The sequence below is a fragment of the Streptomyces sp. NBC_00057 genome, from assembly GCF_045041165.1.
GTDB lineage: Bacteria > Actinomycetota > Actinomycetes > Streptomycetales > Streptomycetaceae > Streptomyces.
Genome location: NZ_CP108256.1, coordinates 4339595 through 4355884 on the forward strand (window position 1 = coordinate 4339595; position 16290 = coordinate 4355884).

14 protein-coding genes, 1 tRNA gene, 1 pseudogene and 1 riboswitch are annotated in these 16290 nt (G+C 69.6%); of the genes and pseudogenes, 8 read left to right on the plus strand and 8 right to left on the minus strand.

The window, feature by feature from the left end; translation table 11 throughout:
• Positions 1-54: 54 nt before the first annotated feature.
• On the plus strand, positions 55-1683 hold the full coding sequence (locus tag OG953_RS20325; RefSeq protein ID WP_405691942.1) for a PrsW family glutamic-type intramembrane protease: 1629 nt from the start codon (positions 55-57) through the stop codon (positions 1681-1683).
• A gap of 479 nt (positions 1684-2162) precedes the next feature.
• Here OG953_RS20325 and OG953_RS20330 read toward each other — a convergent pair whose 3' ends face one another.
• The 6 genes from OG953_RS20330 to OG953_RS20355 form a co-directional block, all read right to left on the minus strand.
• On the minus strand, positions 2163-3107 hold the full coding sequence (locus OG953_RS20330; RefSeq protein ID WP_405685946.1) for an aldo/keto reductase: 945 nt from the start codon (positions 3105-3107) through the stop codon (positions 2163-2165).
• A gap of 140 nt (positions 3108-3247) precedes the next feature.
• Positions 3248-4426 carry a M23 family metallopeptidase gene (locus OG953_RS20335; RefSeq protein ID WP_405685947.1) on the minus strand — a complete coding sequence of 393 codons (1179 nt, stop codon included), beginning with the start codon at positions 4424-4426 and terminating at the stop codon, positions 3248-3250.
• A gap of 11 nt (positions 4427-4437) precedes the next feature.
• A riboswitch (cyclic di-AMP (ydaO/yuaA leader) is annotated at positions 4438-4590 on the minus strand.
• A 300-nt stretch (positions 4591-4890) separates the two neighbouring features.
• On the minus strand, positions 4891-5979 hold the full coding sequence (locus OG953_RS20340) for a PP2C family protein-serine/threonine phosphatase (protein ID WP_405691944.1): 1089 nt from the start codon (positions 5977-5979) through the stop codon (positions 4891-4893).
• A gap of 312 nt (positions 5980-6291) precedes the next feature.
• Positions 6292-6365: transfer RNA gene (locus tag OG953_RS20345), tRNA-Met, on the minus strand.
• 121 nt (positions 6366-6486) lie between these two features.
• Complete coding sequence (locus OG953_RS20350) at positions 6487-7686, minus strand: SPFH domain-containing protein (RefSeq protein WP_405685949.1); 1200 nt, start codon at positions 7684-7686, stop codon at positions 6487-6489.
• Positions 7687-7782: 96 nt separating this feature from the next.
• Positions 7783-8004 (minus strand): hypothetical protein, encoded by a 222-nt coding sequence (locus tag OG953_RS20355; RefSeq protein ID WP_405685951.1) that lies wholly within the window; start codon positions 8002-8004, stop codon positions 7783-7785.
• A gap of 276 nt (positions 8005-8280) precedes the next feature.
• On the opposite strand from OG953_RS20355, the gene OG953_RS20360 reads away from it, so the two are divergent.
• The 3 genes from OG953_RS20360 (at position 8281) to OG953_RS20370 (ending at position 11517) form a co-directional block, all read left to right on the plus strand.
• Positions 8281-8691, plus strand: a complete 411-nt coding sequence (locus tag OG953_RS20360) for an SHOCT domain-containing protein (RefSeq protein WP_405685952.1) — start codon at positions 8281-8283, stop codon at positions 8689-8691.
• A gap of 228 nt (positions 8692-8919) precedes the next feature.
• Positions 8920-10308: an FAD-binding oxidoreductase gene (locus tag OG953_RS20365; protein WP_405685954.1), complete on the plus strand. Its 1389-nt coding sequence runs from the start codon at positions 8920-8922 to the stop codon at positions 10306-10308.
• Between the two features lie 330 nt (positions 10309-10638).
• A complete protein-coding gene (locus tag OG953_RS20370; RefSeq protein ID WP_405685955.1) occupies positions 10639-11517 on the plus strand; it encodes a hypothetical protein in 879 nt (292 codons plus the stop codon).
• Positions 11518-11606: 89 nt separating this feature from the next.
• Here OG953_RS20370 and OG953_RS20375 read toward each other — a convergent pair.
• A pseudogene (locus tag OG953_RS20375) lies at positions 11607-12081 on the minus strand (IS200/IS605 family accessory protein TnpB-related protein); the annotation flags it as partial.
• 138 nt (positions 12082-12219) lie between these two features.
• Complete coding sequence (locus OG953_RS20380; RefSeq protein ID WP_405685957.1) at positions 12220-12747, minus strand: GNAT family N-acetyltransferase; 528 nt, start codon at positions 12745-12747, stop codon at positions 12220-12222.
• A gap of 618 nt (positions 12748-13365) precedes the next feature.
• Here OG953_RS20380 and OG953_RS20385 point away from each other — a divergent pair.
• The 4 genes from OG953_RS20385 to OG953_RS20400 all read left to right on the plus strand — a co-directional run bounded on the left by OG953_RS20385 (position 13366) and on the right by OG953_RS20400 (position 16266).
• A complete protein-coding gene (locus OG953_RS20385; protein ID WP_405691946.1) occupies positions 13366-13707 on the plus strand; it encodes an ArsR/SmtB family transcription factor in 342 nt (113 codons plus the stop codon).
• A 68-nt stretch (positions 13708-13775) separates the two neighbouring features.
• Positions 13776-15431 (plus strand): SulP family inorganic anion transporter, encoded by a 1656-nt coding sequence (locus tag OG953_RS20390; RefSeq protein ID WP_405691948.1) that lies wholly within the window; start codon positions 13776-13778, stop codon positions 15429-15431.
• Positions 15428-15844 (plus strand): pyridoxamine 5'-phosphate oxidase family protein, encoded by a 417-nt coding sequence (locus tag OG953_RS20395; RefSeq protein ID WP_405685959.1) that lies wholly within the window; start codon positions 15428-15430, stop codon positions 15842-15844. Before OG953_RS20390 ends, OG953_RS20395 begins: the two co-directional genes overlap by 4 nt.
• Positions 15841-16266, plus strand: coding sequence for an ATP-binding protein (locus OG953_RS20400; protein ID WP_405685960.1), 426 nt, complete (start codon positions 15841-15843; stop codon positions 16264-16266). Before OG953_RS20395 ends, OG953_RS20400 begins: the two co-directional genes overlap by 4 nt.
• The last annotated feature ends 24 nt before the right edge of the window (positions 16267-16290 follow it).

Genomic DNA, 16290 nt, shown 5'->3' on the forward strand with positions numbered 1-16290 from the left:
GGACCCGTCGCCCCATGGCCAGCTGTCAGTGCTGCTCGTTAAGGTCATCGGGTGGTGTCCGACGGGTCTGTTCAGCAGCGGCAGTCGCAGCCGGCCGTCCCGCTTCTCGAGGAGCAGCGGGTCGGCGAGATCCTGGCTGCCGTGCCGGAGCGCAGTCACTGGCGTTACCGGCCGCGCCGCGTCGGCATGGTGTGGCGCAGCAGGACATTCCGCATCGCGGCCGTGTTCACGGTGCTCGCGCTGTGCGGTCTGGCGATCCTGGCCCTGGTCCGCGATCAGACGGGCACCGACGGGTTTCTCGTAGGTCTGGGTCTCGCCGTGCTGCCCGTCCCGCTCCTGATGGCGGCGTTCCGCTGGCTCGACCGGGTCGAACCGGCGCCGTGGCGGAATCTGCTGTTCTCCTTCGCCTGGGGTGCGTTCGCGGCCGCCCTGGTCGCGATCATCGCGAATTCGTTCGCGACCCGCTGGATAGCCACGGCCACCGCCGACCCGTCGGACGCCGACACCCTCGGCGCCACGGTCATAGCGCCGGTCATCGAGGAGAGCGCCAAGGCCGCGGCCGTCCTGCTGATCTTCCTGTTCCGAAGGCGGGAGTTCAACGGAATCGTCGACGGTGTCGTCATCGCCGGCTTCACCGCGAGCGGCTTCGCCTTCACCGAGAACATCCTCTACCTGGGGACCGCCTTCGGTGAGGACCAGCAGATAGGCACCTCGGGCGTCGTCTCGGTGACCGCCGCGACGTTCTTCGTACGGGCGGTGATGTCGCCGTTCGCGCATCCGCTCTTCACGGTGCTGACCGGAATAGGTTTCGGGCTCGCCGCGGTCAGTGCGCGGCACCGCCGGATCCGCCGCATCGCGCTGCCGCTGCTGGGACTTGTCCTCGCCATGGGCATGCACGCCCTGTGGAACGGGTCGGCGTCATTCGGCCCGTACGGCTTCTATGCCGTGTACGGGGTGTTCATGGTCCCGGTCTTCGGCCTGGTGACCTGGCTGGCGATCTGGTCGCGCCAGCGGGAGCTGCGTACGCTCTCGGCCGAGCTGCCCGCCTATGCGGCGGCCGGCTGGCTGACCCCCGCCGAACCGCTCGCCCTCTCCTCGATGCGGGCCCGCGGCATGGCACGCGACGCGGCACGCCACCGGCACACCCTCGCAGCCCGGGAGAACTGGGCAAGCCCGTACGGACCGGGGTCCGCCCCACCGTACGGACCGGGATTCGCGTCGCCGTACGGACCGGGGTCCGCCCCACCGTACGGACCGGGATTCGCGTCGCCGTACGGACCGGGGTCCGCCCCACCGTACGGACCGGGATTCGCGTCGCCGGGGCAGCACGCGTCGCCCAGGCGCGGACCATCGGCCCAGGTCAAAGCACACGCCAAAGCACAGGCCAAGGCTCATGGCAGGGCTGCCGCCCGCGCCGTGGCCGAGTACGAATCGTTCGCGACATCACTGGCATCGCTGCGTCGGCAGGCCCGCCGCGGCGCGGTGGGCCCGGACTTCGCCGAGCGCGAGCTGGAGCTGCTGCACCACCTCTGGCAACGCAGGGACGTGGCCGCTCCCGCCCTGACGTACGCGGCGCAGGCGACGGGCCGCCTGCGCCCCCACCACCCGCCGGCAGCTCCGTACGCCTACCCGCACCCGCCGCAGCACACGCAGTACGGCGGCTACGGCTACAACCGTTCCTGAAGACTGAGCGGGAGTGAGTCCCGACAGCCGCACGCTCCGAACGGTCTTGGGCGCACTGGTCCCCGGCGTACTCAACCCCGGGGCGGCGACACGCATCCCGTGCGTGGTCCGATCTCGGGAGACCAGTTCCCTGCGCGACCTGGCCATGTGGATACGGCCAGAGGCGACGGGGAGGCCCCGAACCATCACTCCGGTGGAGCGGGGGCCCCGCACGCCGGCGCCGCACCCGGCGTCCCAGATCGCACGATCACGTCAACCGGGTCGGCCCAGGGCACCACAAGCCCGCGAGCGGACCATCACACAATCGAGCCAAACCGACGTTATGCGCACTCCCCGGCAAGCAGTTACCAACCCCTGTCCGACCCCGCACCGGCCACCGCCACCGCAGTAGGGCCGTCCGTGGACGACGCCCCGCTCCGCATAGCACGGATGCCCCAGGAGCGCCGCGATCCTGGGGCATCCGTGAACAGCCGCCCTCGTCAGGCGGATGCCTCGGTGAGGTCCGCCAGTTCCTGCTCGGTCAGCGAGAGGTCGGCGACAGCCACCAGCGCGGGCAGCTGCTCGACCGTACGGGCCGAGGCGATCGGCGCGGCGACGGTCGGCCGGGACGCGAGCCACGCAAGCGCGACGGTCGCGATCTCCGCGTCGCGCTCCTGGGCGATTTTGTCGAGTGCCGCCAGGACCTTCTGCCCCCGCTCCGACTCCAGGTACTGACCAGCCTTCTCGGCCCGCGCGCTCTCCACCGAAGCACCCGGACGGTACTTGCCGGTGAGGAAGCCGGAAGCCAGGGCGAAGTACGGGACGGCGGCGAGCCCGGCCCGGGCGGCTGTGTCCTGGAGCTCACCCTCGTACGTGTCGCGGGAGACCAGGTTGTAGTGCGGCTGCAGGGCGACGTAACGGGCCAGCCCCTCGCGCTCCGAGAAGTCCAGGGACGCCCGGAGTCGCTCGGGGCTGATGTTGGAGGCGCCGATCTCCCGGACCTTGCCCTCCTTCACCAGCTGGTCGAGGGCGGCGATGATCTCCTCGACCGGCACGGTCTCGTCATCGAAGTGTGTGTAGTACAGATCGATGTGGTCGGTACCGAGCCGGCGCAGCGACTCCTCGGCTGCGGCCTTGATGTTCGCGGCGGAGAGCCCCTTGTACGAGGGGTGGGCGCCGACCTTGGTCGCGACGACGATGTCGGAACGGTTGGAGCGTGCCGCGAGCCACTTGCCGATGACGGTCTCCGACTCGCCGCCCTCGTTGCCCGGGATCCAGGCGGAGTAGGCGTCGGCGGTGTCGATGAAGTTGCCGCCCGCCGCGGCGTAAGCGTCCAGCACGGCGAACGACTGCGCCTCGTCGGCGGTCCAGCCGAAGACGTTGCCGCCGAGGGCGAGCGGGAAGACCTGGAGGTCGCAAGGACCCAGCTTACGAAGAGAAGTCATATCTCGGTCAACGGACTCCGGCGGGTCCGCTATTCCGGCAGACCGGCAGCCCTGACGTCGGGGGGTGAGCGTCAGGACTGCCGGAGTTCAACGGCCCGTGAACCGGATCGGATCACGAAGGCCGGGAGGGAGCCGGCGGATCAGGGGTTGAGACCCTTGTCGCGCAGCCAGGCCATCGGGTCGATGCCCGTACCGTCGGGGGTGTGGACCTCCAGGTGGAGGTGCGCGCCCGTGACATTGCCGGTCGCGCCGACCCGGCCGATGGTCTCACCGGTGGTGACCTTCTGGCCGACACTGACGCCTATCGAGGACTGGTGGCAGAACCACACCTCCGTACCGTCGTCGAGCTCCAGCACCGTGCGGTAGCCGTACGAACCGGACCAGCCTGCCGACTTGATGGTGCCGCCGTGTACGGCCTTGATCGGGGTGCCGGTCGGCGCCGCGAAGTCGAGGCCGGTGTGGTGGCCGGAGGACCACATCGAGCCGGCCTGGCCGTAGGTCGAGGTGATCGTGTACGAGGAGGTCGGGATGGCGTAGCTGGCGGCGAGCTTGGCGAGCCGCAGGGCCTCGGCCTTCGCCTTGGCTTCCTCCTCCGCCTTCTTCTTCTCGGCGGCGACCTTGGCCTCGGCTGCGCTCTGCTGCTTCTTGGCCTCGGCGGCGGCCTTCTCCGCGGCCGCCTTCTCCTGGGCCGCCTTGGCCTCGGCGTCGGCGGCGTCCTGCTGCTGCTCGGCCTGCTGGAGGATGCGGGCGCGGAGTGCCTCGCCCGCATCCGTCGTGCCCTGCTCGGCCTCGGCAGTGGTGAGGCCGGCGGTGGTGAGCGGGGCGGCAGCGGCGGCCTCGGACTTGTCGGCCTCGGACTCACCGGAGAACAGCGAGCCCACGCCGGGAAGGGACTTGGCGTCGGGGAGGTTGTCCGAGATGGAGTCGGGAAGGGAGATGGAGACCGGCGGCTTGCTCTGCGCGGTGGCCATGCCGCCCGCACTGACTGCCGCGATGACGCCGACCCCGAGCACCGTGGAGCTACGGGCAAGTCCGTTGCGCTGCTTGGCGACGCGGTGCTTGCCGCGTACGGGGCGGACGGACTCCTCGGTGGGATTCCACTCGTCCCAGCTTCTGCCGGGCTCACCGTTGCCGTCGGCGCGGAATTCGCTGCCGAACTCACCGGCGAAGTCGCCGCCCGTCTCGGCGCCGAACGCCGTTCCCGTCCCGGCGGTTCCGTAGTCGGAGCCGAAATCGGATCCGAAGTCAGCGCCGAAGTCGGAACTGAACTCGGGGTTGAACCGAGAGGGGGCCTCGGGGGCAGGCTTGTTGGACGCCACGGGGGCGCACTCCTTTCCTTCCTTCTCGCCTACCGGGTTAGCTGACGGGTTCGGAGCAGGAAGGTCTCCTACGGGCCCCTCTGCCTCTCACGAGACACAGGTGTCCGATTCACCCCATGTAGGTGGTTCCCCGGTTCCCTTGCGGAATTCGGCGCTCGCGCACGGTGCCGCCACTGACGACGGCTGGGACGACCGCGCTGCGTTATCGAACGTTAATAGACACACGGGTCTGATTCCAAGCCGTTCCCACTGATCGTTCAGGTCTTTGGCCTGGACTTTACGGGACACAGCCGGGCGGAATCGGACGAGTTGATCGACCCTCAGTCACTACCCGGTTTCTGACGTTGCGTCAAATGTTATGCGGAGCGACGCCTTTCGGTTACGTACGGTGGCATCCCGCGCCCAGGGCCGCGCCCCCAGGCCGCGCGAAACACCCGACCCGCACGAAGCGTCCGATCCCCCCGTCATGTCTCTTCCAGGCCCACGATCTTCACGATCCTGCGCCGGTCCGGCTGCCCCTCCGCGGGGCGTACGACCGCGAGCAGCGCCATGTCGTCGGTCGTCTCGCCGCCCGTGTGCAACCGCACGTCATCGGTCAGCGCGGACAGCAGCTCCTCGGGCCCCGGAAAGATCCGCCCGCGCAGCCGGGCCGCCGGGTCGTAGAAGACCCCGTCGGCGTTCCGCGCCTCGGAGAGGCCGTCGGTGTAGAGGAGCAGGATCGTCCCCGCCGGCAGATCCCACTCGTCCGCCCGGTCGGGCCACACCCCCAGGTCCATCCCGAGCGGCAGCGCGGGCACCGTGGGCCCCAGCACCCCCACCGCCCCGTCCGGGTGCAGCAGGATCGGCTCGGGGTGACCGCGGTTGACGATCCGCACCCGGGACACCCCGGGCGGGATCTCGGCCAGTACGGCAGTGATGAAGCCCTCGACCGCGTCCAGCCCGCCCCGCGCCCCCTCCCGCGCCAGCGCCCGCTCCAGCCGCTGCGCCACGCCCTCCAGCGAATGCTCCTGCTCGGCCGCCTCCCGGAACGCCCCGATGGCAACCGCCACCGACTCCACGGCGTCGAGCCCCTTCCCCCGCACGTCCCCGACCACCAGCCGCACCCCCTGCGGGGTGTCCGCCACGGCGAACAGGTCGCCGCCGACGAACTCGTCCGCCTGCGCCGCCTCGTACCGCGCCGCCACATGCAGCCCGCCGATCCGGTCGGACGGCTTCGGCAGCACCGCCCGCATGGCGGTCTCCGCGACGACCCGCGCGGAGGCCAGCTGCTCATTGCCGCGCCGTACGACCGTGTTGATCAGGACCGCGAGGGCCGAGACGGTGGCCAGGGTGAGCAACTCGATCAACGGCACGACCAACGGCAAAGAGTTGCTGGACAACCGCAGCACGGTAACGGCCACCATCGCGGCAATGCCGATACAGATGGTGCGGGACAGCGAGAAGAACGGCGCGGCGATCAGCGGCGCCGCCACGAACAGCGGAATGGCGGTGAAGACCGGCGGGGTGAGGAGATCGAACGCCAGCCCGCCGAGGATCATCAGGGCGGGCAGCATGCGGACGAACCGCCGGGTACGGGTGTCGCCCTCGGCATGTCTGCCGCGCCGCTTCAGCCGCTTCCACACCTGTGGTCTCCTGCCCGGTACGCGCGCGGCTGCGGACGGTACCGCGCCCCACCCCCAGGCTCGCCGGAGCGGAACCGTGCGGCGACTCCTCATCGGCCAATGGGGGTACGTACGTGGCACAGCTCACACCGCCCGGACCTGCTCCTTCATGGGCCCGCAGGCAGGTCGCGCCACGCCCCGGAAAGCGACGCGGAAATGAATCAGGCCCGGCACGCTGCATGCGTGCCGGGCCTGATTCTTCAGTAGCGGGGACAGGATTTGAACCTGCGACCTCTGGGTTATGAGCCCAGCGAGCTACCGAGCTGCTCCACCCCGCGTCGTTGAACACAACTCTACGGCATGTCCGGCGCGCGAATGACCACTCGGCGAATCATGGCCACCCGGCGCCCGGTCCGTGCGCCCCGCGTGGTGCCGACGAACAGCGCGGCCTCCGCCCCCTCAGTTCGTCTCGGTGATACGAGGAGTGGCCTTCCCGTGGACCGCCGGAGGCTTCATCGGGTTCACACCGCGCTGCAGCGAGTGGAGGATCGCCAGCCCCTGGCTGACCACGCCCGCCGCCATCTCATTGACACCATTGGTGCCGTTGAGAACGGTGAGGTCGGCCCCCGACATGCCGCGGGCGGCCGCGTCGGCCAGGGCGGGCAGGTTCTCCACGATGCGGTTGGCCGCGATGAGCTCCTGGTTGCCGTCGCGCAGCGAGGTGGCGCGCACGCTGTTGGCGTCGGCCTGCGCCTGGGCGAGGGTCCGTTCGGTGTACGCGCTGCCGTCGGCCTCGAACTTCACCCGGTCACGGGCCGCTTCCGCGAGAGTGCGCTGACGGTACGCCTCGGCATCTGCCGGACGCCGGACCTCCGCTTCGAGCCGTTGCGCGGCGAGAGCGGCCTGCCGCTCGGCCAGGGCGGTCTGCTCCTCGATGACCTCCTGCGAGGCCCTGGCCTGGGCGAGCGGTCCGGCCTGCGCGGCGCGGGCGTTGTACTGCTCGGTCTCGGCGAGGAAGCCGGCCCGTTTGATCGCGGTGTCACGTTCGTACTCCGCCTTGAGCGCGGCGGCCTGCTGCTCGCGCTGGCTGGCTTCCTGGTCGGCCTTGGCCTCGGCGATCCGGGCCTGGCTGGCGACCGCGGCGGCGTGCGGGGCGGCGAGGTTGTTGATGTAGCCGGTGGCGTCGTCGATCTCCTGGATCTGAAGGGCATCCACCACGATGCCGAGCTTCTCCATCTCGCCGTGGCTGCCCGCGATGACCTCCTGGGAGACCCGGTTGCGCTCGCGGATGATCTGCTCCACGGTCAGTCCGCCGACGATGGAACGCAGGTGGCCTGCGAAGATCCGGCCGGCGAGCTCCTCCATCTGTTCCTGCTCGGTCAGGAAGCGGCGCGCCGCGTTGGCAATGGACACGGCGTCGTCGCCGACCTTGAAGACGGCGACGGCCCGGACGTTGAGGCGGATGCCCTGCTGCGTCACGCAGTCCTCGGTGATCTCCGCCTCGCGCAGCGCCAGTGAGAGCATGCGCGCCTTCTGCTTCACGGGGAGCACGAAACTGCCGTGTCCGGTGACGATCCGGAACTGGGTGTCCAGCGCCTGCCCCTTGGAACCGGATATGAGCATCGCCTCGTTGGGGGCGGGAACGTGCCAGAAGAACATCGGAAGACTCCTGCCGTACGTAACTGCCCGACGTACCTACGTCACTGCTCGACGCAGATACCTCACTGCTCGACGCAGTGACGTCGTCGCTTCGGCTCAGGACGGGAGTCGTTCCACGATCACGCCCCGCGCCGAGACCGAGTCGACGACAACGACGCGTACGTCCCTGTCGATCGACGTCGTCGACCATGCGGTGTAGGCCTCCGACCCACCCCGCACGGCCACCAGCACTTCGCCCGGACCATCGGCCGGAATCGGCACGGTGACGCGGCCGATCGCCCCGACCGGGCTCCGGGCGGACTCATCTGCTGTGTGCATGCGCCCTCGCGAACGTCCCGGCGTACGCCTGCTCACACCGCCGCTCACGCCGCTCTCCGCGTCGCATCTCACGCCGCTTCATGAACACGAGGCGACCCCGCCTCCTGGAGGCTTGAGCCTCCCTCGACACTTCCACGGTACTCCGCACCCGCCCCGGAGGATCACCCCGGAGGACGGCCCCGAACGACAACGAGCAAGGGTAGTTATGTGGTGATATGACTGATTTACCATTCAGTCACTCGACGCGATGAACTCGCGGTGATCGGGGAGCCGACAGTGGACAGTTACCCCCTGCTCAACCTCTTCTGGACCATGCTCTGGTTCTTCCTCTGGATCATGTGGCTGTTCCTGCTCTTCAAGGTCGTCTCGGACATCTTCCGCAGCGACGACCTCGGCGGCTGGGGCAAGGCCGGCTGGCTGATCGTGGCCCTGGTGCTGCCGTACATCGGCGTCCTGGTGTACGTGATCGTGCGCGGGAAATCCATGGGAAAGCGGGAAATCAAGGAGGTGCAGGACCGTGACGCGGCCTTCAAGGCGTACGTACGGGAAGCCGCCGGCGCCTCCGCCGCGAGCGGCCTGAAGAAGGGCAGTCACGTCGACGACCTGGCGAAACTCGCCGAACTGAAGGACAGGGGAGCCATCACGGACGAGGAGTACCAGCGGGCGAAGACGAAGCTCCTCGTCTGAACACATCCCCGCAGCCATGACGCGTATGTCTCTCTCCACCCGGTCCGGCGAACTGGCACCGCTCCCGGACCGCGGGGAGGCTTGAGGCATCAGCCCACGGTGGCCGCTTCCGCCCGCGGTTCCGGGAGTGCCGGAGCGCCGGCGTACATCTGCACACTCCGACGGCCCGACAGGGCGGGCCGGGCGGAGTGCGGCCCCCATCTCGGCGAGCAGGGAGATGGCCGGACCATGAACGGCACCACGCTCGAAACCCTGGACGCGATGCGGAGCGCGCTGCGCGGTCCCGTCATCGGTCCGCAGGACCCGGAGTACCGAACCGCCCGCACGATCTACAACGCCATGATCGACAAACGTCCGGCGGCCGTGGTGCGGTGCAGCGACACGGCGGACGTCATGGCCGCGGTCGACTTCGTCCGGGACGAGGGTCTCGTGCTCGCGGTCCGCGGCGGCGGACACAGCGGCGCCGGCCTGTGTCTGGCGGACGGCGGCGTCACCATCGACCTGTCACCCATGCGCTGGGCGCACATCGACCCCGCCGCGCGAACGGCCACGGTCGGCGGCGGCGCCACGCTCGGCGACCTCGACCACGCAGCGCACGCCTTCCAACTGGCCACTCCCGCCGGAATCCAGTCGACCACCGGCGTCGGCGGCCTCACACTCGGCGGCGGCCACGGCCACCTCACCCGCAGATACGGTCTGACGGCCGACAACCTGCTGGCCGCGGACGTGGTCCTGGCGGACGGCACTGCGGTGACGGCGAGCAGCACCACCCACCCCGACCTGTTCTGGGCGCTGCGCGGCGGGGGCGGAAACTTCGGCATCGTCACCTCCTTCACCTTCCGGATGCACCCGGTGGACACCGTGGGCGTCGCCATCACCCTCTGGCCGGTCGACCGGACCCCCGAAATACTGCGCTGGTACCGCGACTTCCTGCCACAGGCTCCCGAGGACCTGAACGGCTTCTTCGCCGCGCTCACCGTGCCGCCCGGTCCCCCTTTCCCGGAGGAGGTCCAGGGTCAGAAGATGTGCGGTGTCGTGTGGTGCTGGACGGGCGACCCCGACCTCCTCGAAGCCACCCTGAAACCCGTGAACGACCCCGGCCCGCCCGCCTTCCACTTCACGGCGCCGATGCCCTACACCGCCCTGCAGTCCATGTTCGACGAGCTGCTCCCTGCCGGCCTGCAGTGGTACTGGCGCGGCAACTTCTTCGACCGGATCACCGACGACGCCATCGTCGTACACGCCAAGTACACCGAGAACCTCCCCACCGACCTGTCGATCATGCACATGTACCCGGTCGACGGCGCCGCCCACCGACCGGGCCCCGACGACACCGCCTGGGCCTACCGGGACGCGGTCTGGTCCGGCGTGATCGCGGGCATCGATCCGGACCCGGACAACGCCGAGAAGCTCAGGCAGTGGTGCGTCGACTACTGGGAGGAGCTGCACCCGCACTCCATGGGCGGTACGTACGTGAACTTCATCGGCGCGGGCGAAACCCCGGACCGGGTGCGCGCCACCTACCGGGACCACTACGACCGCCTCGCGGCCATCAAGCGCACCTACGACCCGCACAACTTCTTCCACGCCAACCAGAACATCGAGCCGGCAACCTGACCCGGCTGCATCGCCGGAACCTGAGCCGCCGTCAGCCGGACCGGTTGTCAGCCCATCGCCGTAGCCCCCCTTCCAGTCCCATACGCGCGAAGGCCGGCGCCCGACATCCGTCAACGGCCGCGTACAGCTCACCGTCCACGGGAGTGTCACACCGTCTACATCGCTGTAGACGGTCTACGTTGCATGGGCGTAGAGATGCGGCGAGAGGCCGGCGCACAGGCGTGGTCGGAGTGCGAGCCGGGCGCCTGATGCCATCCACCGCTGTCACACAACAACGGGTCGCCCACTGCCCGCGCAGTGAAGCGCCGAACGGTCGACCAGGAGTGCGCTTTGGGACAGTCGGAATTCCTCACCGCGGTGGATGCCGCCAGTGAGCGCCGCTACGTGATGAAGAAGCTCCCGGAGGTCACTCTGGCCTTCTGGATCATGAAGATCGCCGCCACCACCCTCGGCGAGACGGCCGGAGATCTGTTCTCCCAGACGCTGCGACTGGGCTATTTCCTCACCACGATCGCACTGTTCCTGGTGTTCGTGCTGACGTTGGTGGTGCAGCTGCGGTCCAAGCGCTACAACCCGTTCTTCTACTGGACGGTCATCCTGTCCACGAGCATGGCCGGCACCACCATGTCGGACTTCATGAACCGTGACGCCAGCGCCGAGTACCTCACAGCGGGCACGACCTCGCTGGGCTGGGGCCCGCAGGGCCTGGGCCTTGGATACCCCGCGGGTGCCGCGATCCTGATCTCCCTGCTGATCGCCATCTTCATCGTCTGGAAGCTCACGGGACAGACCTTCGCCATCCGCGACATCGTCACCTTCCGCGGCGAGGCGCTCTTCTGGTCCGCGATCCTGGTGTCGAACACACTGGGCACGTCCATGGGCGACTTCCTCTCCGACAGCTCCGGCCTCGGCTACGCCGGCGGCGCCCTGCTCGTCACAGCGCTCCTGGTCGTACTCGCCGCCCTGATGCGGGTGCCGGCCGTCCCCAATGTCGCGCTGTTCTGGATCGCCTTCGTCCTCACCCGTCCCCTGGGCGCCACCGCCGGTGACTTCCTCACCAAGCCTGCTGCCAAGGGCGGCCTCGATCTCGGCACACCGGGTTCCTCGGTCGTACTCCTGGTCATCCTCCTCGGCCTCATGGCCTACGCCCACGCGCAGGAGCGCAAGAACACCGCCCAACAGGGCGAACGTGACGCCCAGCTGTCCTGACCACACGTTCCTTCGTTGTGCGCGACCGCAACGGCTCGTCCGGCACTCCGAGACGTCTCTTCCAGGATCTCGATGCTGAGTTCCCGAGGGCGCACGGCCGCATGTCGTGCCTCCAGTGCAGCGAGGCGTCGGGACTTGCGAAACCACTCACCCCTGGAGCGGTAGCCGCCCGCAACCCGCTTCGTTCCTCGCTCACCGATCGGGAGGGGGACAGGCGGTGCCGCAGCGTCCTGATCCCGGCCTTCAGCGTCTGGATGTGCGCTGCCCGGCAACGGCGCGCGAGCGCCCACTGATCGTGCGTGGCCTTGGTGATCGCACCCGCGATCCGCGACGACGACAGCGGCGTCAGGTCCCGCTTACGCGACGTCCAGCTGTCGGCACCGTGCTCCGACCATCCGCACAACGAACCTTGAGATCACGCGAAGCCAGACGCCCCTGATGCACACCGACCGCGCGCAGAACACTCTCGTCCTGGGGCGTGAGGTCCTCGAGACGGTCCCGGACCGCCACCCGGCAAGGCCCCGGGACCACGAAGGGCGCCGCCAACTCCCGCAAACCACCCACCACGTCACCCCCTCCCACCAGGCCAGTCCGTCGGCCGGTATTTGGCCACGGACGCCGCGAGCAGCGTGGTTCATAGGGGCGTGGCCTCCAGTGCGCCACGGTCGTCCTCAGCGGGTTCGCCGCACTGGCCGAGGTTGCTCAGCCCTCGCGGCCGGCCCGCAGGGTCTTCTCAAGGAGCGTGAACGACTTGGGTGCACCGCCCGGCTGCGGCTTGCCCGCCTTGTGGCCGACGAGCCGGTAGCCGTCGTCCAAGTAGTAGGCGTTCAGGCGCGCGTTGCCGGCCAGGCAGTCCAGACGTATGAATGCCCGCCCCGCCGCAGCTACGCGGTGCTCCGCAGCTCGCAGCAGCAGTCGCCCCGTCCCCGGCCGGGCGCTGCTGCGGTCCACCATCAGCCGGTGCACATAGCCGGCCACTGGCGGCTGCGGTCCCCAGGCGTTCTCGTCCGCCCACCACAGTTCCCAGGCCCCGGCCGCGCGGCCGTCGACCTCGGCGAGCCAGACCTCGCCACTCGCCATGGCCCGGCGGAAGTGGTCCTCGTCCAGCTCGCCGGGCTGCCACTGGCCGGTAATGCCCTGGGCGATCATCCAGCGGGCAGCGTCGTCGCGCAGGCGAACGAGAGTGGCGAGGTCTGCGTCGTCGGCGAGGCGGAAGTGCAGATCGTTCACGCCGCGATCCTCGCACGGGCCCGCACGGGCGCTCGACGCTGTGCCTACCGACCGAACGGGGACGCCGACCGCCCACGGTCCTCCCTCCAGCCACAGTCGGGTGATCGTTTGCCAGCTGTGGCCAACCAGGAATCGAAATGGCCAACCATCAGTCGACGCCACAGCCGCGACGACCGCTGCGGACCAACACGCTTCCCAAATGTTCGTACGCCCGTCCGCCGGAGGTCGTACCCATCCTGACCTGCGGCGGAATGGTTTGGATGCCTCCGTCCGAACGGGCCGGGACGGAGGCGAACGCAACCAGAACTGCAACCACGCGTGCAAAGGTCCGGCGACCCCGCCCGGCTCAGATCGAGAGCGCGGTCAGGTCGGGCGAGCTCGGTAAACAGGGTGCCCCGAGGCTGGAGCTTCGGCATGCCCAGTTCCTTCAGGTACGCCACACTGCGTGGCGCTACATCAGCGGTCCCTTCCTCGCGTAGCCGAGCTCTCCCAATGAATCCACGAATTGCGAAATTCGGCAATTCGATACATGCTGTGTTGGCTGTGCCGGCAGGTAGCCGCGGGCGCAGCGCCGAGCGAAGCCCCGGGCCGTCGGGGTGGCGAAGGGGGTCCGTGACCGTGCCGGTTCCGCTGTATCAGGCCAAGGCCGAGTTCTTCCGGATGCTCGGGCACCCCGTGCGGATACGGGTTCTGGAGCTGCTGCAGGACGGCCCGATGGCGGTCCGTGACTTGCTGGCGGCGATTGAGGTGGAACCCTCGGCGCTGTCTCAGCAGCTGGCGGTGCTGCGCCGCTCGGGCATCGTCTCCTCCGTGCGGGAGGGTTCGACGGTGGTGTACGAGCTGGCGGGCGGGGACGTGGCAGAGCTGATGCGGGCGGCGCGGCGGATCCTGACCGAGATGTTGGCTGGGCAGAACGAGCTTCTCGTGGAGCTGCGGGAAGCCGAGGTTTCGGCGCGGTGAGCGTGTTGCTTGCCCGGTCGTGGGACCGGGTGCGGTCTCTGCTGCCTGCCCGTGCGGACTTCGCTGTCATGGCCCGCAGTCCGCGCCGTGACCTGTTGGCCGGCCTCACCGTGGCGATCGTGGCGTTGCCGCTCGCGCTCGGCTTCGGGGTTTCCTCCGGCCTGGGCGCCGAGGCCGGACTGGCCACCGCCGTCGTCGCCGGTGCGCTCGCAGCGCTGTTCGGCGGCTCCAACCTCCAGGTATCCGGGCCGACCGGCGCGATGACGGTGGTGCTGGTGCCGATCGTTGCCCAGTACGGGCCGGGCGGGGTGCTGACGGTCGGGCTGATGGCCGGCGTGCTGCTGATCGCGCTGGCCCTGCTGAAGGCCGGCCGGTACATGCGGTACATCCCGGCGCCGGTGGTGGAGGGCTTCACCCTCGGCATCGCGTGCGTGATCGGCTTGCAGCAGGTCCCGAACGCCCTCGGGGTCGCCACACCCGACGGCGACACGGTCCTGGTGGTGACCTGGCGTGCCGTCGAGGAGTTCGTACGCACCCCGAACTGGACCGCGGCTGCCCTGACCCTCGCTGTGGCGGCCGTGATGCTGCTCGGTGCCCGGTGGCGGCCCACCATCCCGTTCTCGATCGTCGGGGTCGTCGCCGCGACGTCGGCCACCCAGCTCTTCCACCTGGACGCGGCGGCCCCGATCGGCGACCTGCCGCCCGGGCTGCCCGCGCCGTCGCTCGCCTTCCTCGATCTGTCCGCACTGGGCTCACTGCTCGCCCCGGCCGTGGCGGTCGCCGCGCTCGCAGCGCTGGAATCGCTGCTGTCGGCCACGGTCGCGGACGGCATGACGGTGGGCCAGAAGCACGACCCGGACAAGGAACTCTTCGGACAGGGCATCGCGAACCTGGCCGCCCCGCTGTTCGGCGGCGTGCCCGCCACCGCGGCGATCGCCCGTACCGCCGTCAACGTCCGTAGCGGCGCGGGCTCCCGCCTCGCCGCCCTGACCCACGCCGCCGTCCTCGCGGTGATCGTGTTCGCCGCCGCCCCGCTCGTCTCCAAGATCCCGCTGGCCGCGCTCGCCGGAGTGCTGCTGGCCACCGCGATCCGCATGGTCGAGGTCGGCGCACTGCGGGCGATGGTCCGAGCGACCCGCTCGGACGCGATCGTGCTGGTGCTGACCGCCGTCGCCACGCTTGCCCTGGACCTCGTCTACGCGGTCGTCATCGGCCTGGTCGTCGCGGGCGCCCTGGCCCTGAGGGCGGTTGCCAACCAGGCCCGGATGGACCAGGTCGACTTCACGGCTGATCTGCCGGGCGAGCACGGCGAGGAAGAACACGCGCTGTTGGCCGAGCACATCGTCGCCTACCGCATCGACGGGCCGGTGTTCTTCGCCGGTGCCCACCGCTTCCTCCTGGAGCTCTCCGAGGTCGCCGACGTCCGCGTCGTGATCCTGCGGATGTCGCGGATCACAACGATGGACGCCACCGGGGCCCTGGTCCTCAAGGACGCCGTGGAGAAGCTGAACCGGCGCGGCATCGCCGTACTGACCTCCGGGATACGCCCCGGCCAGCGACGCGCCCTCGAATCGGTCGGCGCGCTGGACCTGCTGCGCCTGGAGGGCCGTGAGTACGCCACCACACCGGAGGCGATCGCCGGGGCCCGCGCCCACCTGCACCAGGCCGGGCTCCTGCCCGCCGCACCTGTCACCGTACTCGTCACTGAAGAGGTCTCCCGATGACCACCCCCGTCTCCCGCCGCATGATCGAGCTGCCCGGTACCGAGGCGCTGTGGCTGCTCGAAAGCGCGGCCCAGGGACAGCTGGTGTACGTCCGGGACGAGGTTCCCGTGCTCCGCCCGGCTGTCCACGTTTTTGAGTACGGGCGCCTGATTGTCCGTACGCCGGCTCAGGCCGCGGCCCTGGCCTCCCGTTCGTCGCTCACCTATCACGCACACGAGATCAAGGTGGCAGGCGGTATCGGCTGGACGGTGACTGTGACCGGCCCGGCCGAGGTCGTCACCGATCCGGACGAGGCGGGCCACTACCGCCGCGCCCTGCACGGCTGGGCGCACGGGCCGCACGACGCCCTGGTACGCATCCGCCCGCAGACCGTCACGGGTTTCCGCCTGGCCCGCGCCGAGGCCGCCCGGTGAGCAGTCAACTCGAAGCTCTCCCGTTGCGGCACGTACTGACCCTGCCCGCGATGGGCTCCGCGGTGCGGATCGCGCGTGAGACCACCGAACAGGTCCTGACCGAGTGGGGCGTCAGCAGACGTCACCCCACGGTCGATCCGGCGCTGCTGATCCTTTCCGAGCTGGTCACCAACAGCGTCCAGCACGCCGCCGTGCTGTCCCCGACCGTCACCGTGATCTACGCGGCCGGTCCGGACACGTTCGCGTTCGCCGTGCACGACCGGCACCCCTACCAGCCTCAGATCTTCTCGGCGATCACCAACACGAGCGGCGGCGGGCTGGACACCGTCATGGAACTCACCCTCGGGCTGGGCGGCACCGCCGTCATCAGGAGCGACGCGGACGGCAAGGGCAAAAGCATCTGGATCACCCTCCCGCTATGAAAGATCCCCGCGCGAAAGACCGAG